Annotated in this window: 25 protein-coding genes; 15 read left to right on the top strand and 10 right to left on the bottom strand. The window is 66.4% G+C overall.

Annotated features, from left to right (window positions below; translation table 11 throughout):
* Positions 1-47: 47 nt before the first annotated feature.
* Both AC1DN0_RS15170 and AC1DN0_RS15165 read right to left on the bottom strand, forming a co-directional pair.
* The gene (locus AC1DN0_RS15170) at positions 48-344 is read right to left on the bottom strand and encodes a hypothetical protein (RefSeq protein WP_441631386.1); all 297 of its coding nucleotides are present in this window, start codon (positions 342-344) and stop codon (positions 48-50) included.
* 535 nt (positions 345-879) lie between these two features.
* The gene (locus AC1DN0_RS15165; RefSeq protein ID WP_441631384.1) at positions 880-1,707 is read right to left on the bottom strand and encodes a helix-turn-helix domain-containing protein; all 828 of its coding nucleotides are present in this window, start codon (positions 1,705-1,707) and stop codon (positions 880-882) included.
* A 98-nt stretch (positions 1,708-1,805) separates the two neighbouring features.
* On the opposite strand from AC1DN0_RS15165, the gene AC1DN0_RS15160 reads away from it, so the two are divergent.
* From AC1DN0_RS15160 to AC1DN0_RS15150, 3 genes are all read left to right on the top strand, one after another.
* Positions 1,806-2,177, top strand: a complete 372-nt coding sequence (locus tag AC1DN0_RS15160) for a DUF3703 domain-containing protein (RefSeq protein ID WP_441631382.1) — start codon at positions 1,806-1,808, stop codon at positions 2,175-2,177.
* A 114-nt stretch (positions 2,178-2,291) separates the two neighbouring features.
* The gene (locus tag AC1DN0_RS15155; RefSeq protein WP_441631380.1) at positions 2,292-2,735 is read left to right on the top strand and encodes a FixH family protein; all 444 of its coding nucleotides are present in this window, start codon (positions 2,292-2,294) and stop codon (positions 2,733-2,735) included.
* Positions 2,736-2,760: 25 nt separating this feature from the next.
* Positions 2,761-4,101, top strand: a complete 1,341-nt coding sequence (locus AC1DN0_RS15150) for a cytochrome-c peroxidase (RefSeq protein WP_441631378.1) — start codon at positions 2,761-2,763, stop codon at positions 4,099-4,101.
* Positions 4,102-4,168: 67 nt separating this feature from the next.
* Here AC1DN0_RS15150 and AC1DN0_RS15145 read toward each other — a convergent pair whose 3' ends face one another.
* A complete protein-coding gene (locus tag AC1DN0_RS15145; RefSeq protein WP_441631376.1) occupies positions 4,169-4,468 on the bottom strand; it encodes a hypothetical protein in 300 nt (99 codons plus the stop codon).
* A 282-nt stretch (positions 4,469-4,750) separates the two neighbouring features.
* On the opposite strand from AC1DN0_RS15145, the gene AC1DN0_RS15140 reads away from it, so the two are divergent.
* From AC1DN0_RS15140 to thpR, 5 genes are all read left to right on the top strand, one after another.
* Positions 4,751-5,446, top strand: a complete 696-nt coding sequence (locus AC1DN0_RS15140) for a hypothetical protein (RefSeq protein WP_441631374.1) — start codon at positions 4,751-4,753, stop codon at positions 5,444-5,446.
* On the top strand, positions 5,443-5,859 hold the full coding sequence (locus AC1DN0_RS15135; RefSeq protein WP_441631372.1) for a hypothetical protein: 417 nt from the start codon (positions 5,443-5,445) through the stop codon (positions 5,857-5,859). Before AC1DN0_RS15140 ends, AC1DN0_RS15135 begins: the two co-directional genes overlap by 4 nt.
* A 323-nt stretch (positions 5,860-6,182) precedes the next feature.
* Complete coding sequence (locus AC1DN0_RS15130) at positions 6,183-7,655, top strand: AlkA N-terminal domain-containing protein (RefSeq protein ID WP_441631436.1); 1,473 nt, start codon at positions 6,183-6,185, stop codon at positions 7,653-7,655.
* Positions 7,652-8,188, top strand: coding sequence for a methylated-DNA--[protein]-cysteine S-methyltransferase (locus tag AC1DN0_RS15125; protein ID WP_441631370.1), 537 nt, complete (start codon positions 7,652-7,654; stop codon positions 8,186-8,188). Before AC1DN0_RS15130 ends, AC1DN0_RS15125 begins: the two co-directional genes overlap by 4 nt.
* A gap of 47 nt (positions 8,189-8,235) precedes the next feature.
* On the top strand, positions 8,236-8,844 hold the full coding sequence (gene thpR / locus AC1DN0_RS15120) for an RNA 2',3'-cyclic phosphodiesterase (protein WP_441631368.1): 609 nt from the start codon (positions 8,236-8,238) through the stop codon (positions 8,842-8,844).
* Between the two features lie 21 nt (positions 8,845-8,865).
* Here thpR and AC1DN0_RS15115 read toward each other — a convergent pair whose 3' ends face one another.
* Positions 8,866-9,504, bottom strand: coding sequence for a LysE family translocator (locus AC1DN0_RS15115; RefSeq protein WP_441631366.1), 639 nt, complete (start codon positions 9,502-9,504; stop codon positions 8,866-8,868).
* A 157-nt stretch (positions 9,505-9,661) separates the two neighbouring features.
* Here AC1DN0_RS15115 and AC1DN0_RS15110 point away from each other — a divergent pair, with 157 nt between their 5' ends.
* The 3 genes from AC1DN0_RS15110 to AC1DN0_RS15100 all read left to right on the top strand — a co-directional run bounded on the left by AC1DN0_RS15110 (position 9,662) and on the right by AC1DN0_RS15100 (position 13,069).
* A complete protein-coding gene (locus AC1DN0_RS15110; protein ID WP_441631364.1) occupies positions 9,662-10,624 on the top strand; it encodes a LysR substrate-binding domain-containing protein in 963 nt (320 codons plus the stop codon).
* Positions 10,625-10,903: 279 nt separating this feature from the next.
* Positions 10,904-11,653, top strand: coding sequence for a flagellar brake protein (locus AC1DN0_RS15105; RefSeq protein WP_441631362.1), 750 nt, complete (start codon positions 10,904-10,906; stop codon positions 11,651-11,653).
* Between the two features lie 279 nt (positions 11,654-11,932).
* On the top strand, positions 11,933-13,069 hold the full coding sequence (locus AC1DN0_RS15100; RefSeq protein WP_441631360.1) for an NAD(P)/FAD-dependent oxidoreductase: 1,137 nt from the start codon (positions 11,933-11,935) through the stop codon (positions 13,067-13,069).
* A 45-nt stretch (positions 13,070-13,114) separates the two neighbouring features.
* On the opposite strand, the gene AC1DN0_RS15095 is transcribed toward AC1DN0_RS15100, so the two are convergent.
* Complete coding sequence (locus tag AC1DN0_RS15095) at positions 13,115-14,212, bottom strand: diguanylate cyclase (RefSeq protein WP_441631358.1); 1,098 nt, start codon at positions 14,210-14,212, stop codon at positions 13,115-13,117.
* A 3-nt stretch (positions 14,213-14,215) separates the two neighbouring features.
* Positions 14,216-15,064: an IclR family transcriptional regulator domain-containing protein gene (locus tag AC1DN0_RS15090; protein WP_045240097.1), complete on the bottom strand. Its 849-nt coding sequence runs from the start codon at positions 15,062-15,064 to the stop codon at positions 14,216-14,218.
* A gap of 420 nt (positions 15,065-15,484) precedes the next feature.
* Here AC1DN0_RS15090 and AC1DN0_RS15085 point away from each other — a divergent pair, with 420 nt between their 5' ends.
* Entirely contained in the window at positions 15,485-16,006 is a 522-nt protein-coding gene (locus AC1DN0_RS15085) for a hypothetical protein (RefSeq protein ID WP_441631355.1), read from the top strand.
* Between the two features lie 521 nt (positions 16,007-16,527).
* Here AC1DN0_RS15085 and AC1DN0_RS15080 read toward each other — a convergent pair.
* The gene (locus tag AC1DN0_RS15080; protein WP_441637622.1) at positions 16,528-17,052 is read right to left on the bottom strand and encodes a cupin domain-containing protein; all 525 of its coding nucleotides are present in this window, start codon (positions 17,050-17,052) and stop codon (positions 16,528-16,530) included.
* Between the two features lie 139 nt (positions 17,053-17,191).
* On the opposite strand from AC1DN0_RS15080, the gene AC1DN0_RS15075 reads away from it, so the two are divergent.
* The 3 genes from AC1DN0_RS15075 to AC1DN0_RS15065 all read left to right on the top strand — a co-directional run bounded on the left by AC1DN0_RS15075 (position 17,192) and on the right by AC1DN0_RS15065 (position 19,085).
* A complete protein-coding gene (locus AC1DN0_RS15075) occupies positions 17,192-17,344 on the top strand; it encodes a hypothetical protein (RefSeq protein ID WP_441637620.1) in 153 nt (50 codons plus the stop codon).
* Between the two features lie 151 nt (positions 17,345-17,495).
* Positions 17,496-17,900 (top strand): copper resistance protein CopQ, encoded by a 405-nt coding sequence (locus AC1DN0_RS15070; protein ID WP_441637618.1) that lies wholly within the window; start codon positions 17,496-17,498, stop codon positions 17,898-17,900.
* A gap of 198 nt (positions 17,901-18,098) precedes the next feature.
* Positions 18,099-19,085, top strand: coding sequence for a rhodanese-like domain-containing protein (locus tag AC1DN0_RS15065; protein WP_441637616.1), 987 nt, complete (start codon positions 18,099-18,101; stop codon positions 19,083-19,085).
* A 28-nt stretch (positions 19,086-19,113) separates the two neighbouring features.
* Here the strand turns inward: AC1DN0_RS15065 and AC1DN0_RS15060 are convergent, their stop codons facing one another.
* The 3 genes from AC1DN0_RS15060 to AC1DN0_RS15050 form a co-directional block, all read right to left on the bottom strand.
* Positions 19,114-19,800, bottom strand: coding sequence for a hypothetical protein (locus AC1DN0_RS15060; RefSeq protein WP_477104603.1), 687 nt, complete (start codon positions 19,798-19,800; stop codon positions 19,114-19,116).
* 120 nt (positions 19,801-19,920) lie between these two features.
* Positions 19,921-20,880, bottom strand: a complete 960-nt coding sequence (locus AC1DN0_RS15055; protein WP_441635963.1) for a DUF1177 domain-containing protein — start codon at positions 20,878-20,880, stop codon at positions 19,921-19,923.
* A 198-nt stretch (positions 20,881-21,078) separates the two neighbouring features.
* Complete coding sequence (locus tag AC1DN0_RS15050) at positions 21,079-22,227, bottom strand: porin (protein WP_441635961.1); 1,149 nt, start codon at positions 22,225-22,227, stop codon at positions 21,079-21,081.
* Positions 22,228-22,291: the final 64 nt, after the last annotated feature.

The following is a 22,291-nucleotide window of genomic DNA, read 5'->3' as shown; positions in this document are numbered from 1 at the left end:
TTGCTGCTCCGGCCGGTCCCCGTCAACAGACCGGCAGCGCACCGGCATCATCCATCGTCGCTCTCGCCCTCCTGCTCATCCAACGCGGCCAGTTCGCTCAACACCAGCGTTTCGTGCGCAAGCACGGTCACCAGCGAAAGCAGATGGCCCTGGGTCTCTTCGGTGAGGTTGCAGAAGGTGCCGCCCGCCGCGTTCTCGATGGCAACCGACAACAACGCATTGAGCTGCGCGGTCTTTTCGGCGGCGAGGCTTAGCGGGCTTTCGGATGGGGCATGCGCGGTCAGGAAGGTATCGCGGCCCGCGCGTTGGGCGGTGATGTTGTAGCGCGGGTAGTAGTTATGCATCGAGTGCCCTCCGTCGGGATGCGCGCAGGCGCTGGCAGATTAGGGGGAGCTTGGGGGATGCGATTTGCCCGGAACGGGCGAGCGAAGACTGGGGCATGGGAGTGCCTCCTCTGTCAGCGTATTTTGACTCCGCTCCCTGCTGCTAATCGGGGTGGGCGGGCGCAAGGCGAGGTTAGCAGACCGGGACAGAGATCCGGCGAGCCCGAAGGCTCCCCCGCCTAGGCCCGCCCATAAGGACGTGCAGAGGCACGACGGACGCAAAAACGCCGCCTGGTGGCGGCTGTCCGCCTCTGTCATCCGGGCTGCTAAACCCGGCCGCTGTGGTTGCAGCGACGAGCGAAGTATAGCGTGGGGCAATGCGGCCCAACCCGGCCGCAACAAAAAGTCACGCCCGCTACGCCATCAAACCACCACCGGCACCAGATCGATCCTGCCGGCCGTCCAGCCGAGCAAGCATGCTTTCCCGTCGGTGATGTGGGACTCAGCCCCGGCCAAGCGTTCTGCGCACCTTTTGAAGCATCGGCATTCCAGCACCTCAACCGGGCGCCTGAGGGCGCAGTGCCGTCGGTTCGATGCCGAACATGCGCTTGTGCGTGCGAGTAAGGTGAGCCGAGTCCGCAAATCCTGCCTCATGCGCAGCTTCGGTCCAGGATGCGCCCGACATGACCGCCTCGACGGCCAGATTGATGCGCAGCCATAGGAGATACGCTCTGAACGAGCTCCCGGTCCCGGCGACGAACAGATGCCGAAAACGACTCTCCGACAGGGCGACCACCGAGGCCACGTCATTTAATGAGAGGGGATTTCGAATGTTCGACCGGATATAGTCCAGGGCCCGGCTAAGGCGCGGGTCCATGTCCTTGTCCGGCCTCGTCGCGGTCCCACACAACTCTGCAACGGCCAACGTTGCTGCCTCGACCATGTCTTTGGCCAACTGGCTCGACTGCAAAGCCTCGGACAGCAACCTGGCAGCCGCGCGGGCACCTGCGGCCGGGAGTTCAGCGACGGCATTCGAACCGAAGCGTGCCGTGAGTGCGCGCCCGGCGCTGGTTTCGGGTTCCACGAAGAGATGGGCCATGGTAGCGGCGCCAACAACTTCGAACTGGTGCGTGCATTCACTGGGGACGATGGCGGCCTCGTAGTCAGTCCAGGCACCATCAGCCGTGGTGCGAAAGCGGAAGCTACCGCGCAACGCGATGACGAGTTGATGGGCATGGTGCCCATGCCATTGCGTTCTGCCCTGACCTTCGCCTATCCAGAGAATGCCGCCTTGCCATAAGTAGCTGCGACCCGTGGATGTGACGGCCGAGAAACGACCGTGCGCGATGGACGGTTGCGCGGAATCGCCCTGCAGTGCTGTCACGATGCGCCCCCCCTCAACTCAGCCGTTTCGTTCAAGTTCATTCCGTGCGCGGCCCCGACAATGGCTCGCATATTAGCAGCCCATCCCGGACACCCACGATGTACCGCTCTACCTTCGCCTTTCAAATTCGCCCCCACGTCCAGGCCGAGCTCGATGCCGCAGCGGCGCACGAAGCTCGGGGCGAGTCAATCTTGGCGTTCACGCATCTCGAGCGCGCCCACATCCTTGGGCAGGAATCCACTGTGGAACACGTGCGCACCCACTGTGCGATGTTCCGCTGGGCGCTCCGCCAGAACATTGCGGGCGAAGCTTTCGGCCAGACCTGGCGAATCGTTGCCGCGGCATTGAAAACCTGGCCGGGTTGGGTGCCCATCGGTAATACCGGCGGTGCCAAAGTCAGCGGCTTCAAGCCCATGCCGGTTCCGGCAGACCTGCAGCAGCTCATCGACGCCGCTCGCTCAGTGCACTAGCGGCCACGACGCGCCATCGACGGCGCCCCCGGATTCCCGACAACTTCTTTAGGTGCCTCATTAGGGCACCCGGACTTAGCTCATTCCATCGTCATCGGAAAAAAGGACCCAACCATGTTCAAACTCTCCGCGCCGACCGCGCTCGCAGCAGTCGCCTTCTCCCTTCTCACCGCCGCCTGCGGCACACCGCCGGCGAACCTTGACCTTTCCCTGCAGCATCCTAGTTCCCAAGGCCAGTTCGTTGTCCGCATGGACCCTCCGGCTTCGGGGCCAGCTATCAACCAGATGCACGCATGGCAGGTGCACCTGGAGACACCCGATGGAAAACCTGTGTCGCGAGCCGTGATTGGCTTCGACGGGGGCATGCCGCAGCACGGCCACGGCTTCCCTACCAAGCCTCGCATCACACGCGAGGTAGCGCCTGGCGTCTACGCACTCGAAGGCATGAAGTTCAGCATGACCGGCTGGTGGGACATGCGCCTGGCAATTCAGGCCGGGGATGTGACCGACGGAGCCGTGTTCAACGTCATCGTCGGGGACTCGGGGATTCAGCGCTAAGCGTCTTGGTCAGGGAGACAGTTTAATGAGCCAGCTCCACAAATCCAAGCTGCCTGCGTCACGGCAGGCGAGCAAGCGCGGAAGGCTGACGGGCGCACTCGCCGCTGTGGCCGTGGTCCTGGCCCCGCTTGCCTTGCTTACCGGCTTCGGACGTGCCGGCGACGCCATGGACGGCGCCGCCTCGTGGTCGCAGGAGGAACGGGCCGTCCTATCCTCAACGCGCCTTAACAAGCTTCCCGCACCGCCGCCCGACCCGTCGAACGCCGTGGCGGACAAGCCAGAAGCAGTCGCGCTCGGCAGGCGGCTGTTCGCGGATGCACGCCTATCTCGCAACGGGGCGGTGTCGTGCGCCAGTTGCCATGCGCCCGACCGCCAGTTCCAGGACGGACTGCCTCTCGGAAGGGGTATCGGAGTCGGGAAACGCCGGACCATGCCAATCGTGGCGACGGCGCACAGCCCGTTCTTGTTTTGGGACGGTCGCAAGGACAGCCAGTGGTCTCAAGCGTTGGGTCCCTTAGAGGATGCTGTTGAGCACGGCGGCAACCGCGTCCAGTTCGCCCGGGTCGTGCGGACGCACTACCAGCGGGAGTATGAGTCGCTGTTTGGCGCCCTCCCGAACCTGCAGGATCTGCCGGCCGACGCGAGCCCCCTGGGCGGCGCCGACGAGAAGCGCGCCTGGTCTCGGCTGACGAACGAGCAACGCGATGCCGTCAACCGCGTCTTCGCCAATCTCGGCAAAGCCATCGCGGCCTACGAACGGACAGTGACCTACGGTGAGTCCCGCTTCGACCGGTACGTTGACGCGGTTCTCATAGGTGACCGCGCGGGCCAGAAAACGTTATCGACCCAAGAGGTCAATGGCCTTCGTCTGTTCATCGGCAAGGCTCAATGCGCGACGTGCCACAACGGCCCGCTCCTGACGGACCAGGCCTTCCACAACACGGGCGTCCCGCCCAGAGAGCCAGCACGCCCGGACAGTGGCCGCGCTCCCGCCACAGCCAAGGTCTTGGCGGACGAGTTCAATTGCCTGAGCCGCTACAGCGACGCGCCACCGCAAGTCTGCCAAGAGCTGCGCTTCATGGCCACCGGCGAACCGGGCATGGAAGGCGCCTTCAAGACCCCGAGCTTGCGCAACGTGGCACTACGGGCTCCGTACATGCACGCGGGCCAGCTCGCGACCCTGGAAGAGGTAGTAAGGCACTACGTGCGTTCGCCGGCAGCGGCTGTCGGTCATTCCGAGCTGGCACATGGTGGCACGGGGCACGCCGAGCGCAAGCCCATCCGCTTGACGGAGGAGGAGATGCGCGATGTTGTCGCGTTCCTGCGGACCCTGTCGGGTCCCGTCATGGAGCGTTCTTCTCGCTAAGAACCGAGAGGGTTGCCCTATCATTTCAGCCGCGTTGCACTGGGGAAGATGGACGCAGGTTCACCCCTCAGCCATGGCGCGCGACCATACCCTCGCGGGCAACGCATTGATTTGCGTACTGATACAGGTACTCCTGGGCGAAGCGGAATGCGTCCATCGGCAGCGTGCTGGCTCCATGCCTGCGAACCGCTACCTTCGCCGCGCGCAGGGCATTGAGGCGGAGGTCACGAAATCCACGTTCCGTCGCGGCCACGTAAATGCGGCAAGTCGTCGCAACGGCGACGGCTGGAAAGAGTAGCTTGCGGACGAGCGGATTGGAATCGGACGAATCCGTATTTTGCTGCGGAATCTTCGCAAAAATATGCATTGCATTTTAGGACTTGTCTGATTGATTTCCATGAGGAATTACGTGCAAATGGAGGGCGAATTTGCGCACATAGCCCATCCTGACGGAGATCGTATGCAGGAAGACAAACAGCCCATCTGCAGTTGGGCGGCCCAACCATGAAGCGAAGCACTGCCTGCGTTGGCGACGCGCTGGAGCGCGGGGGGAAGACCCTGCCTGATGCAGGCCAGGCTTACTGCGAAGCTTGCAACAGCACCGGCACGATTGCCAGGTCCGGGCCGGGATCTTCGGGGAGGGTGCCTGATGCAGCCGATCAAGACAGTTAAGGTGCAACATGCGCCCGTCGAGGACCGGGCGCCGGCCAAGGTCGATTTGCCGCCGCCGCGCGGCACCCTGTATTGGGGCGGTGCCGGGCTGGACGGCGGATATGTTCAGCCGCTGCTCGATGCGTTCCGGAAGGCGGGGATTGCGCACTGCTTCGCTGGACTGACCCATACCGCCAGAGCGGCCATGCCAGATGGATACGAGTTCGCTGGCACGTTGCTTGATGCCATCCATTCGGGAATGCTGATCCGCTCACGCGACGACAGCGAGTGGACGATTACGGGGCGCATGGCGGCGGAGGCGCCGCAGTTCAACCTGATCGGTTACAGCTACGGCTCTCTCCTGGCCGCGCAAACCGCATGGTCATATGCCCGCGCCGGCCACGTGATCGACCATTTGGTATTGGTGGGCTCGCCGATTGAGGCGGGATTCCTTGCGCACCTGCGCAGCCACGAGAACATCCGCAAGATCGTGGTTATCGATTTGAAGCAGCTCGGAGACCCGATCTACGCCGGAATGCCCTGGCGCGCGCTGGTCGAATCGGCACCGATGCTAAATATGCAGATGCTCGCCGGCAAGGGCGAGGGGCACTTCTACTATGCCCATGTTGTGCGAGACAGCCCGAAACGATGGGCGGCACTTGCCGAGCGCGTTGCGGCGGAGGGCCTTGAATGACGACGCGCAAAAGGGCCGTGGTGCGCATCGTTGACTGCATCGCCGTGCTTCTCGCCCTGGATGGGTTCGCCTTTGCGGTGGCCACCATGCTGACACCGATAACTCGGCAGCAGGTGACTACGGGCGCCCTCGTCGTCTATGCCGCGGTGGCATTCCTTCTGGCTGCCGTGCCGCTGCTGGTGGGGTTGGTGTTTGTGCTGGTGGCTATGGTCCGGCGGTCCGCTGGCGCATTCTCAGTTCCTACTGCATCGGGTTCGCGCTGTTCGGCGGGGGGGAGTCTTCGTGTCGGAGTGGATCGCCGCGCGTCTCCCATAGTGAACAAAGCCATTCTTGGCCGAGGATGGTTCGCGCTCCGCCGCCAACTCGATTGCAAGCTGGCATGGAATGGTCGATACCTGATTCCTTCAAAATGAAAGCGAAGATGCTAACCTTGATTGCCGCGATGCCGGCACTGATGTCGATACTGTATGTTGTGTATCGAGTTTAGAACCGCCATGCACCGGAAGTCATGTTGACCTGTGGATTGATTCTTGGCTGACCAGCAACAATACTCCCGCCCTGTTTCAACAGCGCGACATAGCAAGCGATATTTTTCCATTTCACCGAGGCCCCTCCGAGCCAGCGCCACCTCACGCCTGATCCACATCGCTTGAGGCGCGGCAGGTCAATACACGCCGTCCAGGCAAATGTCCGAATCCAGCTAGTACCGCCCTCGCAACGGAGTAGCATGCTGGCTATGAAACTCGATCCGGACACCTGCTACAAGGCCGTTGCCTCGCACGACCGCCGCTTCGACGGGCGCTTTTTCGTGGGCGTGTCGTCCACCGGCGTCTACTGCCGGCCGGTGTGCGCCGTGCGTACACCCAAGCGCGAGAACTGCTCCTTCTACGAAACCGCGGCGGCCGCCGAGAAGCAGGGCTTTCGCCCCTGCCTGCGCTGCCGTCCCGAACTGGCGCCGGGGCACGGTCTGGCTGATCTGTCGGGACGGCTGGCCCAGGCGGCGGCCACGCTGATCGACGATGGCTTCATGGCCGATGCCGGCGTCGCCGCCCTGGCCGCGCGCATCGGCGTCACCGAGCGCCACCTGCGCCGGCTGTTCGATGCGCAGTTCGGCGTCTCGGTGCTGGAGTACGCACAGACCCAGCGGTTGCTGCTGGCCAAGCGCCTGCTGACGGATACCGCGCTGACGGTGACCGATGTGGCGCACGCCGCCGGGTTTGGCAGCGTGCGGCGCTTCAACGACGTGCTCAAGACGCGTTACGGGCTCACGCCGCTGGCGATGCGCAAGCGCGCCGCCGACAGCGTGGCCGAGGAACTCGTGTTCGAGCTGGGATACCGCCCGCCGATGGCCTGGGCGGCCTTCCTGCAGTTCCTGGGGGTGCGGGCGGTGGACGGCATCGAGCAGCTTGCCGATGGCAGCTATGCGCGCACGCTGGCGATCGACAGCGGGGGCCGCACGCATCTCGGCTGGCTGCGGCTGGCGCATGTGGAGCGCCGCCATGTGATCAGGGTCACCTTGTCGGGCTCGCTGGCGCACGTGATTCCGCAGGCGCTGGGGCGCGTGCGGCGTTTGTGCGACCTGGGTTGCCGGCCCGATGTGGTCGATCAGCACCTGGGGCCCCTGGCGGCCGGGGTGCCCGGCATGCGCCTGCCCGGCGCGGTGGATGGTTTCGAGATCGCCGTGCGCGCGGTGGTGGGTCAGGTGATTTCGGCGAAGCATGCCCGCACCCTGCTGGCGCGGCTGGCCGAGCGCCATGGCCGCGTGCTGGCGCAGCCGGCGCCTGCCCTGCGCCTTGCCTTTCCCGACGCCGCCACGCTTGCCGCGGTGACGCCGGAGAGCCTGCGCGAGATCGGCATCCCGCTGGGCAAGGGCCGGGCCATCCACGCCATCGCCAGCCGCGTGGCGACTGGCGAGCTCAAGCTGGAACCCAGCGCCGCGCCGGAAGACACGCTGGCGCGCCTGCGTGCGATCGACGGCGTGGGCGACTGGACCGCGCAGTACGTGGCCATGCGCGCGCTCGGCTGGCCGGACGCCTTCCCGGGCACCGACTATGTCTTGCGCAAGGTGCTCGGCATCGCTACCGTGCGAGGCATGAGCCAGCACGCCGCGCAGTGGGCGCCGTGGCGTGCCTACGCAGCCATCCACCTGTGGCGGCGCCACGAAGACAGCAAGCCGGGACAAGAAGACAAGGAAAGGGGCGCACCATGATTGCATACCGTATCGTCGCCAGCCCGCTGGGCGAAGTCCTGCTGCGCGCCGATGGCGCGCGCTTGAGCGGCGTGTTCTTTGCCGGGCAGAAGTACTACCCGGCGGCGGCCACGCCGGATACCGATGTACCCGCCGCCGCGAAGCCGGTCTTCGAGCAGGCGGCCGACGAGCTGGCCGATTATTTTGCCGAACGCCTGCAGGCCTTCTCGGTGCCCATGATGCTGGCCGGCAGCCCCTTCCAGCGCAGCGTCTGGCAAGCGCTGTGCGAGATCCCGTTCGGCGAGACCACGTCCTATGGCGAACTCGCTGCCGGGCTCGGGCTCCCACCGACCCATGCGCGCGCGGTAGGCGGCGCGGTGGGGCGCAACCCCTTGTCGGTGATCGTGCCCTGCCACCGGGTGCTGGGCGCCAGCGGCGACCTGACCGGATACGCCGGCGGCACTGACCGCAAGCGCGCGCTGCTCAGGCTGGAGGGCACGGCCGCGGCAATGGCGCTGCCCATCCTGCGCCAGTCAGCGTTGGCGTTTGCGTGAGCGGGCACGGCGCAGGCGCCGCCGCGCAAGTTGGCGAGAGGATACCGATGGCACGCCTGTTCGTGGCAATCGAAGTCCCGCAGGCGCTCGCCGGCGCGCTGCTCGCGCGCGTGCCCCGCGTGGCGGGTATCCGGCCGGCGACGCTGAACCAGATCCACCTCACGCTGCATTTCCTCGGCGAGCAGGACGAAGCCGCGGCGATGCGCATCGAGCAGGCGCTGGGGACGGTGTCATGCGCGGCCTTTGCGCTCACTGTGAAAGAGGCAGGCTATTTTCGCGGCCGGCGCGCGAGCGTGCTGTGGGCGGGGTTGGAGTCCAACGCGGCGCTGGATGATCTGTACGCGGGCGTGGAGCGGGCGCTCGCCGGGAACGGTATCGACACGGGTATCGGGCACGATGAGAACAACGCGTTGCCGGACTCTGGCTCAAGGCCTCAGGCGCGCTTCCATCCGCATATCACGCTGGCCCGTTGCGCGCCCGCCGTGGCGCACGCCACGCTGCAGGCATGGCGCGGCTCGCAGTCCGGGCTGGTGTGCGAACCGTTCCACGTCGATCGCTTCATCCTGTATCAAAGCCATCTCCTTCCCGGTGGCGCGCAGCATGTGTGCCGGCGCGCCTATGCGCTGAATGCGAGCGAGGATCCGCCGGCAGGCTGATGGCGCATTCGGCTCAAGCCGTCACGCCAGGTTGCTCAGGCCAAGCGCAAGGCCAAGCCCAAGCAGCGCCGAGCCAATCACGCGGTCCAGCACACGCTGTCGCTTCAGCATCGCGGTGCGCAGCGCGGGCGTGGTGAAGCAGCACGCAATCAGCCCGAACCAGACCAGGTGCGCCAGCGACATGAACAAGCCATAGCCGAACTGCACGGACAGCGGCGTTTGCGTGTTCACCACCTGCGTATAGGTGCTGACGACGAACAGCGTGGTCTTGGGATTGAGCGCATTGGTGAGAAAACCCATCTTGAGCGCGCCGGACGAGGTCAGGGCAGCAATGCCCCCATCCGCCGCGAGCGGCGCCGCGCTGGCGTCCGGCACGCGCTTGCGCAAGGTCTGGATGCCAATCCAGATCAGGTAGGCGGCGCCGAGGATCTTGACCACGGTCAGCAGGCCATGCGCGTGCTCCATCAGCAGCGCCACGCCGAACATCGTGTAGAAGACGTGCACTTGCACGCCCAGCGCGATGCCGAGCGCGCAAAGCAGCCCGGCCCTGCGGCCATGCAGATAGCTGTTGCGCATCACCATGGCGAAGTCGGGGCCGGGGCTGATGACGGCCAGCACGGTGATGGTGGCGACGGCCAGGAGTTCGGTGAGGGGATGCATATCGTGTGAGTATCTCTGACGGAGATGGGCGGGGAATCTTGCGGCCCATGTTTGAAACCAGGATGGGAATGTCGCTATTTTCAGAGTCCACGCGGTGCGCCACAACCGATTTATACTCGTGCAAATCGGTGAGTAAAACTGATACATCAAGGCAATCATGCACTGGCTGGGCGGGATACGTTTTTTCGAGGCGGCGGCGCGGCACCAGAGCTTCATGCGGGCAGCCGACGAACTGCACCTGACCCACGGGGCGGTCAGCCGCCAGATTCGCCAGCTGGAGGAGGCGCTCGGCGTGGCGTTGTTCGAGCGGCGCAACCGGGCCGTCTTCCTGACCGAGTCCGGACGCATCCTGCATGCCGCCGCCACGCAGTCGCTGGAAGTCCTGGCCACGGCGGCCGAGCGCATCCGCGCGCACGGGCAGCACAAGGCGCTGGTGCTGTCGTGCGAACCCACCATTGCCATGCGCTGGCTGATTCCCCGCCTGCCGCGCTTTGCCGAGGCGCATCCGGGCGTGACGCTGCATCTGATGGCCGCCGGGGGAGCGGTCGACTTCGCCCGCAGCGGCGTGGACCTTGCGCTGCGCCGCAACGATTTCCACTTCGGCACGCAGCTGCACGTGTGCAAGATTGCCGAGGAATGGGTGGGCGTGGTGTGCCGCGCCGGCACCCCGGCGGCGCGGGCGCCGGCCTTGAGTTCGCTCGCCCGCCTGCACACGCGCTCGCGTCCCGATGCCTGGCAGCGCTGGGCCCGAGCCACCGGCAGTACGCAGCGCTTTGGCGCGGATGCCTGGTACGAGCATTTCTACCTGACCATCCAGGCCGCCGCCGCCGGGCTTGGCTGCGCCATCGCCTCGCGCCTGATGGTGGCTGACGAGATGGCCGATGGCCGCATCGCCGCGCCGCGTGGGTTCGTGCGCGACGGCTCGTCCTACCACCTGCTCTCGCCGGTGGCGTTCGAGCGCGACGAGCGGCGCCGCGCAGTCCGCGACTGGCTGTGCCAGGAGGCGCAAGCGTCGCTCGGCGCGGACCCGGCCACGGCAGCCGTGCAGGCGGGCACGGCAAATGGCCGCCGCCGCGGCAAGAGCGCAACGGACCAGGGGCGGCGTGCAAAGGCATCCTAGATCACAGGCCGGCAAAGCCCGGCGAGTCCGCGCGGATCGCCGATGCGTAAACCCGCCCGGGCGGGCTACCCCACGGAAGTCTGTCTCAAGTTTTGCCACACTCCGCCGTTGTCCAAACAAGAGCTTGCACAGCGGCGGGCGCCGCGCTTAACATGCGGCGCTGGCCGCTCGCACCCCGGTTGTATTTCGATTGCAACCCGGTAAGCGGGCAGCCCGAATTCCCCGTCGCAAGCCAGTCTGGCGCGACGCAGGCCTCTCTCAGACGTTTGCGTGATTTTCATGAGTCTCCAAGATTCCCCGGAGCAATCCGAGCTTGACGCCGGCGCGTTGCCAGACGACCGCTATCGCCTTACCCATTCCTCGCAGATCGGCACGGTGCTGCGCGACCTTGCCTGGCAGAAGTGCAGCCTGAACGTGCGTGCGCGTACCGCCCACGAGATGGTCACCACCGTGCTGCATGTGGACCCGGCCAGCCGCACTTTTGTCTTCGACTGGTGCCGCACCGAGCCCGAGCGCGAAGCGTTGCTGGCTTCCAGCGAGAATGCCTTTTCGGCGTCCCTGCGCGGCGTGCCGGTGAACTTCATCATCGGTACCCCCGAAACCACCCAGTTCAAGGGCGGCCCGGCCTTCTCCGCGCCGTTCCCGGAGAAGCTCTACCACTTCCAGCGCCGCCGCCATTTCCGTGCGCGCACGCTGGTGACCAAGGGCTACGTCTGCACAATCAAGATGAGCGACGGCACTGTGCTCACGCTCGATATTGCCGATCTCTCGCTTTCGGGTGTCGGCCTGCGCTCCAAGACCGTGGATGCCACGAAGTTGCCGGTCGGCACCACGATCCCGGGCGTGCAGCTGGATTTCGGCGCGCTGGGCAAGCTCACCCTGAGCCTGCAAGTGGTGGGCCACTGGCTCGCCGGGCACAATGACAGCGCCATCCACCACTTCGGCTGTGCCTTCTCCAATCTCGATGGCCGCATGGAGAACTTCCTGCAGCGCCTGGTGTTCGCGCTGGAACTAGCCAGCCGGGGTTGAACGACGCTGGCCGCACGCAGCGCCGTTCGCTGACGGCGCGCGCCGGCCGGCCGGCTGCCTCGCCTCGCCATGCCGGCATTGCCCGCCGGCGTCTTCCCGATTCTTGTCTTTCCTTCCAGGCATGTCTCCGGCCCGGCAGCCTGGCTGCCAGGGTTCGCCGCTTTGCGCCGATTCGCTAAATTTTGCGTATCCGCAAAATTTGGGTTACGCTTGCCGACATCGGATCTGCCGCTGAGGGGCTTCCCGCAACGGCGCACGCATGGATGAAGGAGGGCTTCGATGACAGCATACGATTCCGCGGATTTCCTGGTGATCGGCGGCGGCATTGCCGGTGCCTCACTGGCCTACTGGCTGGCCCAGGCCGGGCGCGTGATCGTGCTCGAACGCGAGGCGCATCCCGGCTACCATTCCACCGGCCGTTCGGCCGCGCTGTTCATGGAGAGCTATGGCACGCCGCAGGTACGCGCGCTCACCATGGCCAGCCGCGCCTTTATGGACGCGCCGCCGGCCGGTTTTGCCGAGCATCCCGTCCTGAGCCCGCGCGGCGCCATGACAGTGGGCAAGCCGGGCGAGGCCGCCGAACTCGACCAGCATTTCGAGGCGCTGGCGGCGCTTGGCGCACGCGCGCAGCGCCTGGACCGTGACGCCACCTGCGCCCTGGTGCCGGTGCTGCGTGCCGGCAAGGTGCTCGGCGCCGTCCTGGAGCCCGATGCCGCCGACATGGACGTGCACAGCCTGCACCAGGGCTACCTGCGCGGCATGCGCCAGCGCGGCGGCACCCTGGTGTGCGATGCGGAGGTGACGGCGCTCGCGCGCAACCAGGGCTTGTGGGAAGTGCAGGCAGGCGGGCGCGCCTATCGCGCGCCGGTGGTGGTCAATGCGGCCGGCGCCTGGTGCGACGTGGTGGCCGCGCTGGCTGGCGTCAGGCCGCTGGGGCTCACGCCCAAGCGGCGCTCGGCCTTTGTCTTCGCACCGCCCGAGGGCGTGGAGATCGCGCACTGGCCCATGTTCGTCTGCTTCGACGAGACCTGGTACCTCAAGCCCGACGCCGGCATGCTGCTGGGCTCGCCCGCCAATGCCGATCCGGTGCCGCCGCACGATGTGCAGGCCGAGGAGATGGACATTGCCCTTGGCATCCATCACATCGAAGACATGACCACGCTCGCCATCCGCCGCCCGGCCCGCGTCTGGGCGGGCTTGCGCTCGTTCGTCGCCGACGGCGACCTGGTGGGCGGATTCGACGGCCAGGCCGAAGGTTTCTTCTGGGTGGCCGCGCAAGGCGGCTACGGCATCCAGACCTCGGCCGCCATGGGCGAGGCCTGCGCCGCGCTGGTACAGGGCAAGCCCTTGCCGCAGCGCATCGCGGATTTCGGGCTGACCGAAGCCATGCTCGGACCCGGCCGGCTGCGGCGCTGAATCGCTGAAGCACGCAGGCACTCAGGCGCGGCGGCAATCCAGCGCTCAGGCCGCGCTGATGCGGATCCGGTTGCGGCCGGCCCGCTTCGCTTCATAGAGCGCCCGGTCCGTTTGGGTCAGCCACTCCTGATGGCCTTGCATGCGTGTATCGAACGCGGCCACGCCCAGGCTGGCGGTGTGGCCCCGCAGCGCGGCGATCTCCGCGCTGGCGCCGGAGCCGGGTTGCAGCGCGCGCGACAGGCGCTCGGCCATCTCTACGGCCTGCGTCAGGCTCGCGCCGCTGAGCAGCACGCCGAATTCCTCGCCGCCGTAGCGCCCCACCAGGCATTGGCGCGGTTCGCCGCGGCCCGGGGGGTGAAGTTGCACAGTGTGCTGCACCACCAGCGCGGCGAATGCCTTGAGTGCTTCGTCGCCGGCCACGTGGCCGTGGGCGTCGTTGAGTTGCTTGAAATGATCGATATCCAGCAGCACCAGGCTGGCGGCCTGGCGGCGGCCGTTCTTGCAGGCCTGGAACTCCTCGGCCAGCTTGGCTTCCCAGTAGCCGCGGTTGAGCACGCCGGTGAGCCCGTCGAGACGGCTGCTGGCCTCGACCGCCTTGCCGTGCGCAGCCAGGCGGCGCGAGATGCTGTAGGTGGTGCGTCCCAGCGCCAGCGGGTAGAGCACCAGCATGGGCAGGCTGGCCACGATGGTGGTGAGGTCAGCCTCCGGATGCCAGGCCGCGCCGAAGGCCAGCACCCCGGCCAGCGCGCCTGCCAGGTGCCAGCCCAGGCCGCGCAGCAGCAGGCGGGTGCCGCCTGCCGCCACGTTGTTCATGCTCATCATCGACAGGATCAGCACGCTTGGCAGCAGGTTGAATTTCATGCATGCCGCCCACACCCCGCCCAGTGCCGCGTCAATCATCAAGTTGCGGATTTCCGCCAGGAAGGGTACCTCGCTGTGCCTGGACCACCATGCCGCCACGTGCGGCCAGACAAAGCCGTGCAGGAACACCGGCGCCAGCAGCCAGCGCGGCACTCCCGCTTCCAGCATGGCGGCCGCCACCGCGAAGAACCCGATGGCAAGGCCGACGACGCGCATGGCATAGACGCGCCGGACAAAGCGCATGCCCTTGCCCGCCTGCGGATTGGGGGTGCCTGGCGCCACGGCTCAGGCGGCGATCAGCTTGCCGATGGCCGCCGCGGCTTCACGCATCGGCGGCAACAGGCGGGAGATCATCTCGGCTTCCGATACCTGCGCCGCGCGCACGCTTACGCTGATGCCGGCCATCACGGTCCCCGAGATGCCGCGCACCGGCACCGCGATGGCGCGCAGGCCAGGTTCCAGTTCTTCGTCGATCACCACGTAGTCCAGCTCGCGCGCTTTCGCGAAACTGATTTCCAGCTCGGGGCGCGAGATCTTGGTCTGCAGCGTGCGCGGGCGCAGATCGACGTGGTCGAAGAAATCTTCCAGCGCCGGCTCGGCGAGGTGGGCCAGCAGCAGGCGGCCGATCGAGGTGCAGTAGGCCGGCAGGCGGCTGCCCATGCCGAGCGAATAAGTGAGCACGCGCTGCACTTCCGAGCGCACCAGGTAAAGGATGTCGGTGTCGTCCAGGATGGCGAGCGCCGAAGTCTGCTGGATGCGCGTGCTCAGGCTGTCGAGGATGGGCTGGGCCAGCGACACCAGGGAGGTCGACGAGAAATACGCGTGTCCCAGGTGCAGCACGCGGGGCCGCAGCGCGAACTGGCCGGCTTGCTGGCTGACGTAGCCAAGCTGTTCCAGCGTGTACAGGCAGCGCCTGACCGATGCCCGCGAAAGCTGGGTGCGTTGGGCCACCTGGGAGATGGTGAGCGGGCGCTTACGCTCCGAGAAGGCCTCCAGCACGCTCAGGCCGCGTGCCAGCGATAGCATGAAGTTCGGGTCGCCGGAGAAGCTGTTGAGCAGGTCTGCCTGGGGCCGGGCGACGCGGACAGTGGCGGCCGTTGCCTGGCCAGGGCTGGTAGGAGGGGGGGCGTCCATGTGTGCGGGTGCGCGCGGGTTGTTCGATAATCGCGCATCTTAAACCGGCTGGGCGCCTCGGGCCAGCGCTTTTGTCAGGCACGAGCCCGGGTTTGGTGCGAGAAGGGGGCCGGCGGGCAAAAAAAACGTCGCCGTCTAAAATTGGCGGCGACCGGAAGGGGTTCGTCATCAAGACGGGGGCCTTGGCGACGCTTCCAGCATAGGACGTGGCACACAGACATTAAATACAACTTCGGAGGGGATCGGTGTGCCGTCATGGCCGCGCCCGAGGCGGCTGGCGGGATGCCGCGCCCGCCCCCACGGCGGGACGGGTAAAATCGCGTCCTTGTTGCCGCCGCCGTCCCGTCCTCCCGCCGCCAGGCATTGCGTGGTCCGGGCGACGCCCGCAGTCCACCGCGCAGCCCCGAATTGAAGCCAGCCATGACCAATCAGCCCGAACTTTCGCCCGAAACCGATGACCACGACGCCGGCGGGGACAACGCAGACAAGATCCAGGAGCCGCGCCTGTGGCGCGCCGACGGATGGACCGCCCGCGTGATCAAGAACGAGGATGACGAGGGTTGGGCTGTTGCCATGATCAAGGATGGCGAGCCGGAGCCTGCTCTGGTGGGGCCGTGGACCATGGGGCGCGACAAGAAGAACCCCAAGCCGCTCGATGCCAATGCCTTTTCGACGCTGGTCAAGACGGCTTCCGAAGTGCTGCGGCGGCATGAGCAGCAGTTGCATGCCATGTTGCACAAGAGTGTGGTTGTGGATACGGATGCTGCGCGGATCAGTGTGACGCTGGATATCGTGCCGGATGAGGATAATCCTTATGCGGTGCTGAGTGCTGTTGATGAGAATGGGGATGAGTTGGCGCAGGTGCGGGTGTCGGCTGGATTTAAGTTGAGTAAGGCTAGTGCGGGGGATTGGATTGAGGATGAGTTTCGGAAGCCTCGGTAGGGGCTGATTGACTGCAGAGTCAACTTCAACTTCAACTTCAACTTCAACTGCAAAGGCTTAAAGTCAAAGGCAGTTTCACCCCCCTGCGGGGGGCGACCTACTTTCTTGTCTTGCCAAGAAAGTAGGCAAAGAAGGCGCGCCGGATGGGGCGACACCCCCTCGGGATCCGACGAAAAGAGCGGCCGGGACCCAAACTCGCATCGCCTTAAGGCGATACTCAAACATGGGTCCCTCTTTTCCGCTCTTTTCGCCGGATCCCGAGGCGCCCCATACGGCCTGGTACACCTTSACGGCTCGCTTCGCATCGCGGGTCGGTGTTTGCCGCCCCTCGGGCGGTAAACACGGCTACACCGAATCGTTGTTCGGCGGCTGCGCTGTTGTTTTGGCCATCGGATATCGAATGTTTGGCGCTCGCTATGCCGTTGTGCCGCAAGCTTCTGGCTTCGCCTTTCGTGGCGCTGACACGTATTTCGTATCCGGAATCCCGGAATGGCAAACCAAGGCAGTGAAGCCACTGCGCCCTAGCGCCGCGCAGCCGGCGCTAGCCGCGCGATCAGCGTGGCGTGCCGTGGGTGCGTTGCCAGCAGGCTGTCGGTGTCGGCCAGCTCGAACTCGCTGAACTCGAAGCCCGGCGCCACCGTGCAGCCTACCAGCGAGAATCCGGCCGGATCGCTGCGCTCGGCGGCGAACCAGCAGCCCGCCTTGACCACGGCCTGGAAAACCGCGTCGTCTTGCGCGAGCGCGTTGCCCAGCCGGTGCGTGGTAAGGCCGCCACCGTCCTCCAGCACGTGTACGTCGAGCGGGCTGCCCGCGTAGAAGTGCCACACTTCGTCGGAGCGGATGCGGTGCCAGGCGGAGTAAGCGTTGTCGCACAGCAGGTAGTAGATCGCAGTGGAAGCGGCATGGGTGGCGGGGCCGCCGATTGTGCCTTCGCGTGCCACGCGCGCCGCATCGCGGTGGGTCTCGCGGTAGTAGCCGCCTTCCGGATGCGGCTGCAAGCCAAAGCGTTGGATCAACTGGTCTTGCGAGGCAGGTGGGGCAGACATGCGGGGCTCCGGGTTAGGTAGGCGCCATGATGCCCGCACGCGGGTGCGACAGGCAACAGGCCGGAACGCATGGCGCCATCAGGCGGTTGCCACCCGCCAGCCAGATCAGGGCGCGGCAGGATTCGCCGCCGGGCGATCCATGCGCGGCGCGCACCGCTTCGTCGTTGCGCCGGTGCGCCGGATAGACCAGGTAGTGGCCATCGCCTTCGATGACCGGCGGCGACCGGCTGGCGGCCGCGTGATGCGGCGCATGGACGGCATGGCTGAAGCCGCCGGCGCGCGGCTTGCCTGACGTCCGCGCCCGCTACGTTCTTCTTTGCATCCACGCCGCGCTGCGCGGCGTATCTGGTCTAACCGCGCGATTCACGTGCGGCCGGAGCGGCGCGATGCGCTGCCTCCCCGCAAGCCAGCGGCGATCCGCCGATCGCCAGAAGGAGACCATCATGAAGAACCATTGCCTCAAGTTGTTGATGACGTCGGCCGCTCTTGCCGGATTTGCCGCCATGGCGGCTCCCGCACAAGCCACCGGCCCGAAGGACAGCCCCGTGGCGGCGGACCGCTATGGTTACGTTTTCCATGCCTCGCGCTTCAATGTGTACAGCGATGGCGCACGGCTCGACCCGGCCGCGTCCGGCGCCGACGCCAGCCGGACGCGCAAGCCCGATCCGTTCACGGACGGCGCGCGGAAGCTGTCCGGCCTGGACCGGACTGGCGTTTCCTCCGACCCGGCACGGAAGGTCGATCCCTTCCTGGACGGTGCGGAAAAGCTGGCCGGCATGGACCGCACCGGCGTTTCCTCGGATCCCGCGCGCAAGTTCGATACGTTCCAGGACGGCGCCCACGCCTGACGATTGGCGAGCTAGCCCAGCGCCCGGGGCATCGCCCGTTCGTTCAGGGTTTTTGATGTTGGCATGCAAGACAACGCACTGCACCGCGCCGCCTTGGTGGCACACTACTGCCTATGCCCGTCGGCGCGAGCGAGTCGCTCGCGCCGAATACCTTGAAGGGCCGGAAACAGCGCAGGCGCGCAAGCGCGGGAGATCGGTGTGGGTGAGTTGCAGTCCTTGCTGGAGAGCCACGGCGTCATGCTGGTGTTTCTCAATGTGCTGGCCGAGCAGGCCGGGCTGCCCGTGCCGGCCGTTCCCATGCTGTTCGTCGCCGGCGCGCTCGGCATGCGCGAGGGCGGCCCGGCGCTGGGCGCGGTGCTGGCGGCGGTCATCCTGGCCTGCCTGATTGCCGACACGGCCTGGTACTTCGCCGGCAAGCGCCTCGGGCAACCCATGCTGCGCACCATTTGCCGCGTGTCGATCTCTCCCGACAGTTGTATCCGCCAGACTCAGTCGCTGTACCTGCGGGTGGGTCCGCGCTCGCTGGTGTTCGCCAAGCTGCTGCCTGGCGCCGGCGCGCTGTCCACGGCCATGGCCGGCATGACGTCCACGCCTTTCCTCGTCTTCCTGTTTTATGACGCGCTCGGCGCGCTGGTGTGGGCCGGCGGTGCGTTGCTGGTGGGCGCGGTGTTCACCGATTTCGTCGAGGTCATCCTGAGCACGTTCAGCACGTATGGCCCGGTGGCCGTGATGGTGCTGGTGGCTGGGTTCGCGGCCTTCGTGGCGTGGAAGTTCTGGCGCCGCGTGCGCCTGCTGCGCCGCACGCGCCTCGTGCCCCGCATGTCGGTAAGCGAACTGGAGGCGCGTCGCCACGGCGATCGCTTTCCGCTGGTCCTGGATGTGCGCAGCGACGCGGACGAACGCATCCCCGGCGCCATGACCATTGACCTGAACGCACCGCTGGCCTTGCTCTCCGACCATCCACGCACGACCGACATCGTCATCTACTGCGCGTGTCCGAACGAGGTGTCGGCCGCAATCCTGGCAGAGCGGCTCAAGTCCGCCGGTTACGCCAATACCTGGGCGCTGGCCGGCGGCTTCGACGAGTGGAAGCGGTTGCATGGCGAAGTGACACCGGACCCTGCCGAAGATAGCACCGAGGCGGCGCTCACGCCACACGCGGGCGGTCCTGGCGCTTTGCGCTAGTCCGCCGCCAGGCCAGTTGGCCGACGGGTCAGCAGCCGACCCAGTAGGCGTAGCCCACCAGCCGCTCGCCGAGGAAGTACAGGCGGTACTGGTCGCCGTCGCCATCCAGCGTGTAGAGCGTGGTGTAGGCGAGCTGTTCGAGCGGGTCATCCTCATCGCGGTCGGCGGGGCTGCGCACCTTGCCCGGCGCTTCGGCCATCTTCCAGTGCGGGTTCTTGCGCAGGGCCGCGTTGATCTGCGAGAGCGTGGAGGCCGCGGTGATGTCATGGCCTTCGAGCTTGAGCGTCAGCCCGGCCGGAATGCCATGCAGTGCGCGGATCACGGCGTCGCCGCTGCGGCCCACTTCGATCAGCGCATCCGGATAGCGGTAGTCCATCAGCTGCTCTTCATCGAGCGCCGTACCGCATTCTTCCTGGTTGGGCGTGATGTCGGGTGGCTTGCCCCAGGCGGCCTGGACGTCCGCCATGCTGCTCAGGCCGCGCAGGGCCACCAGCGGGCGGGCCAGCGGCGCGGGGGCGAAGACGGGCGTGTCGTCCGGCTGGGCGGCGGCGTCGGCGCGAGCGGCCTGCGCATCCGAGGCAGTTGCCGCCGCGGGGGCGGCCGGCGCCGGTTCATTGCGCTCGCAGCCGGGCAGCGCGGCCAGCGCCGCACAGGCGGCGAGGGCGTACAGGCAGCGGGACAGCGCGTGGCTTTCGGGGTCGTTCAGGCGGAGCATGTTGCAAGAATAGCCGCTAGGGCGGGGACTGCGTCAGGTGCGCAACCATACACCGAAGCGCGTCCGCTGAAAATGCCCGCGTGTTGCCTGCCGCACATGGGAGCGCCGCCCCGCCGGGTCTCAGCGCGCGGTGCCGGCGCGCTGGAATACTGTCATGTCGGGATAGATCGCGCGGATCTTGTCCCATTCCACCGCGTTGAAGAACTGGCACTTGCCGTTGCCGAAGCGTTTGGCGACTTCCACGCAGAAGCGTACGGCCTCGGCAATGTCGATCTCGTGGTTGGCGCTGGTGGCGCTGCCAGAGACCACCGACCGCGCCGTCAAGGCTACGCCAACGACCGGCGCGCCGGTGGCCACGTGCGGCTGCATGATGCTGTTGAAGTGATAAAGGCCGTTATGGTAGGGCGTGATGTCCTGCTGCGAGATCGGGAAGGTGACCGCCGGGCAGCCGGTGGTGGACTCCATCGTTGCCACCAGGTCGGGGCTCACGCGCAGGATATAGCCCTGCATGGCCGTCGGCGAGATCGCAAAGCCGCGCTGCTTGATGATGCTGTTGCCCTTGGACGCATCGATCGACAGGATGGCGTCCATCTCCGGCAGCACCTGGTAATCGTTCATGGTGTCGGACGACACCGGCATGCCCATGAAGGGCACCGGATCGTGCGGCTGCATCGACACGTTGGTGGACAGGTGCGTGGTCACGATGACGTCGCCGGCGAGGTGGTCGCCCTTGTGCTTCATCTGCGCCAGCTTGAGCGCCACCGCCAGGCTGCCGATCGGTCCGTCCGCGTCGGATACCAGGCCGACCAGTTCCGGGCGGGCGCCGATGGCGCCGTTGCGGCCGATCACGCCGAGCGTAGGTGCTTTGCCGCCGTTACGCTTGCCGTTTTTGCCGGGGATGACGATGGTGATGAAGTCGGTGGTGTTCTCTGTGCTTTCCGGGGGGGCGTTGTTGACGGTGGCGACTTCCACTGTCACGCCAGTGGCGGTGTAGGCGTCGAACAGTTCGCGTATCACCGTGCCGTTGGCGGCGGGGCTATCGAGGGCTTCGTGGATGACCAGGGTTTGCTGCAGGGACATGGGGTTCTCCTTGATGGGGTTTGGTTGAAGCCAACTTCAACTTCAACTTCAACGTCAAAATTCAAAAATTAAAGGTCAAGGTCAACTTCAGGGGCTTGGAGGCAAAGGTGGTTTCACCCCCAGCCGGGGGAGAGGGCGGGCGCTCGCCATGCTTCGCCGTGCGCATCCGAACCTGCGCGACGCCCGCGCACCGCGCCTTTAAAACAAGTGACGCATCCCCAGCATCACCGTCGTCTGGTTGTTCCGTCCATCCAGCGTCTTGCCGCTGCCGCCGGTCCAGTTGGTCGTGCCGTTGCCAAACAGCCCCGACCAGTCGCCGCGCACCCAGTCGTACGCCAGCGCCAGGTAGACATCGGTGCGCTTACTGAAGGCGTAGTCCGCCACGCCGTAGGCGGTGGTGCGGCTGCCGCTGAAGGCGTCGGCGCGGGTGCGGTCGTGCATCGCGCTGGCGGTCAGGGTGACCGCGGGGGTGACCGCGTAGTTGGCGCCCACGGTGAAGAAATCATCGTGGCGGCTGCCGCCGAACACCGAGTTGAAGGCCGCGCGGTTGGTGGCCGTGGCGGCGGTCGACATGCTGGTGATGGTGGCGGTGTCGGTGCCGCCCTTGGAGGAGTCGAAGCCGGCGTCGCGGTCGCTGTGGATGTAGTTGGCGAACAGGCTGGCGCGGCCCGCCGAGGCTTTCAGCCCCGCCAGGTAGATGCGCGCGGCGCGGCTCATGTTGTCGCGGGTCTGCTGGAAATCGCCGACGGCCACGATCGGCCCCGATGCGTACTTCACGCCGAGCGAGATGGACGACATCGCCGAGCCCTTGCCGGCGGTCTCGCCCAGCGCGTACTCCGCAATTACCGACACCGGGCCGTAGTTGCCGGTGTAGCTGATCGCGTTGTCGTAGCGCTGGCCGGTCAGGTAGACCATCCACGCATTGGACGGCGCGGCGCCAACGCCAAGCGGGTCAACGTAGTACAGCATGGTGTTGGCCGTGGTGTATTGCCGGCCCAGTGCCAGTTCGCCGTAGCGCTTGCTGCCGATCCGCACATAGGCCTGGCGGCCGAACAGCTGGCCCTGCTGGTCGAATTTGCCGGTGTCGGCGAGAAAGCCGTTTTCCAGTACGAAGCCCGCCGACAGGTCGCCACCCAGGTCTTCATTGCCCTTGAAGCCGAAGCGGCTGCCGGACAGGAAGCCTTCGCCGCCCTGTTGCAGCCCGGTCTGCGCGTTGCCGCTGGGGTCCGAGTGTGTCTGGTAGGTGAGCGCGGTGTCGATGACGCCGTACAGCGTCAGCCCGTCCTGCGCCATCGCGGCGGCGGGCAGGCTCAGGGCGAGCGCACCCAGCCAGTGCTTGCTTGTCATGTTGTTCTTCTCCTCCAAGGGTAAAAGGGGGCCCGCGCAGGGGTCTGTCGCCCTGCGTCCGGTG

It is taken from the genome of Cupriavidus sp. 05N39 (genome assembly GCF_056397325.1).
Note: the sequence above shows the minus strand (reverse complement) of the source record. Positions and strands in the feature narration are given on the sequence as shown.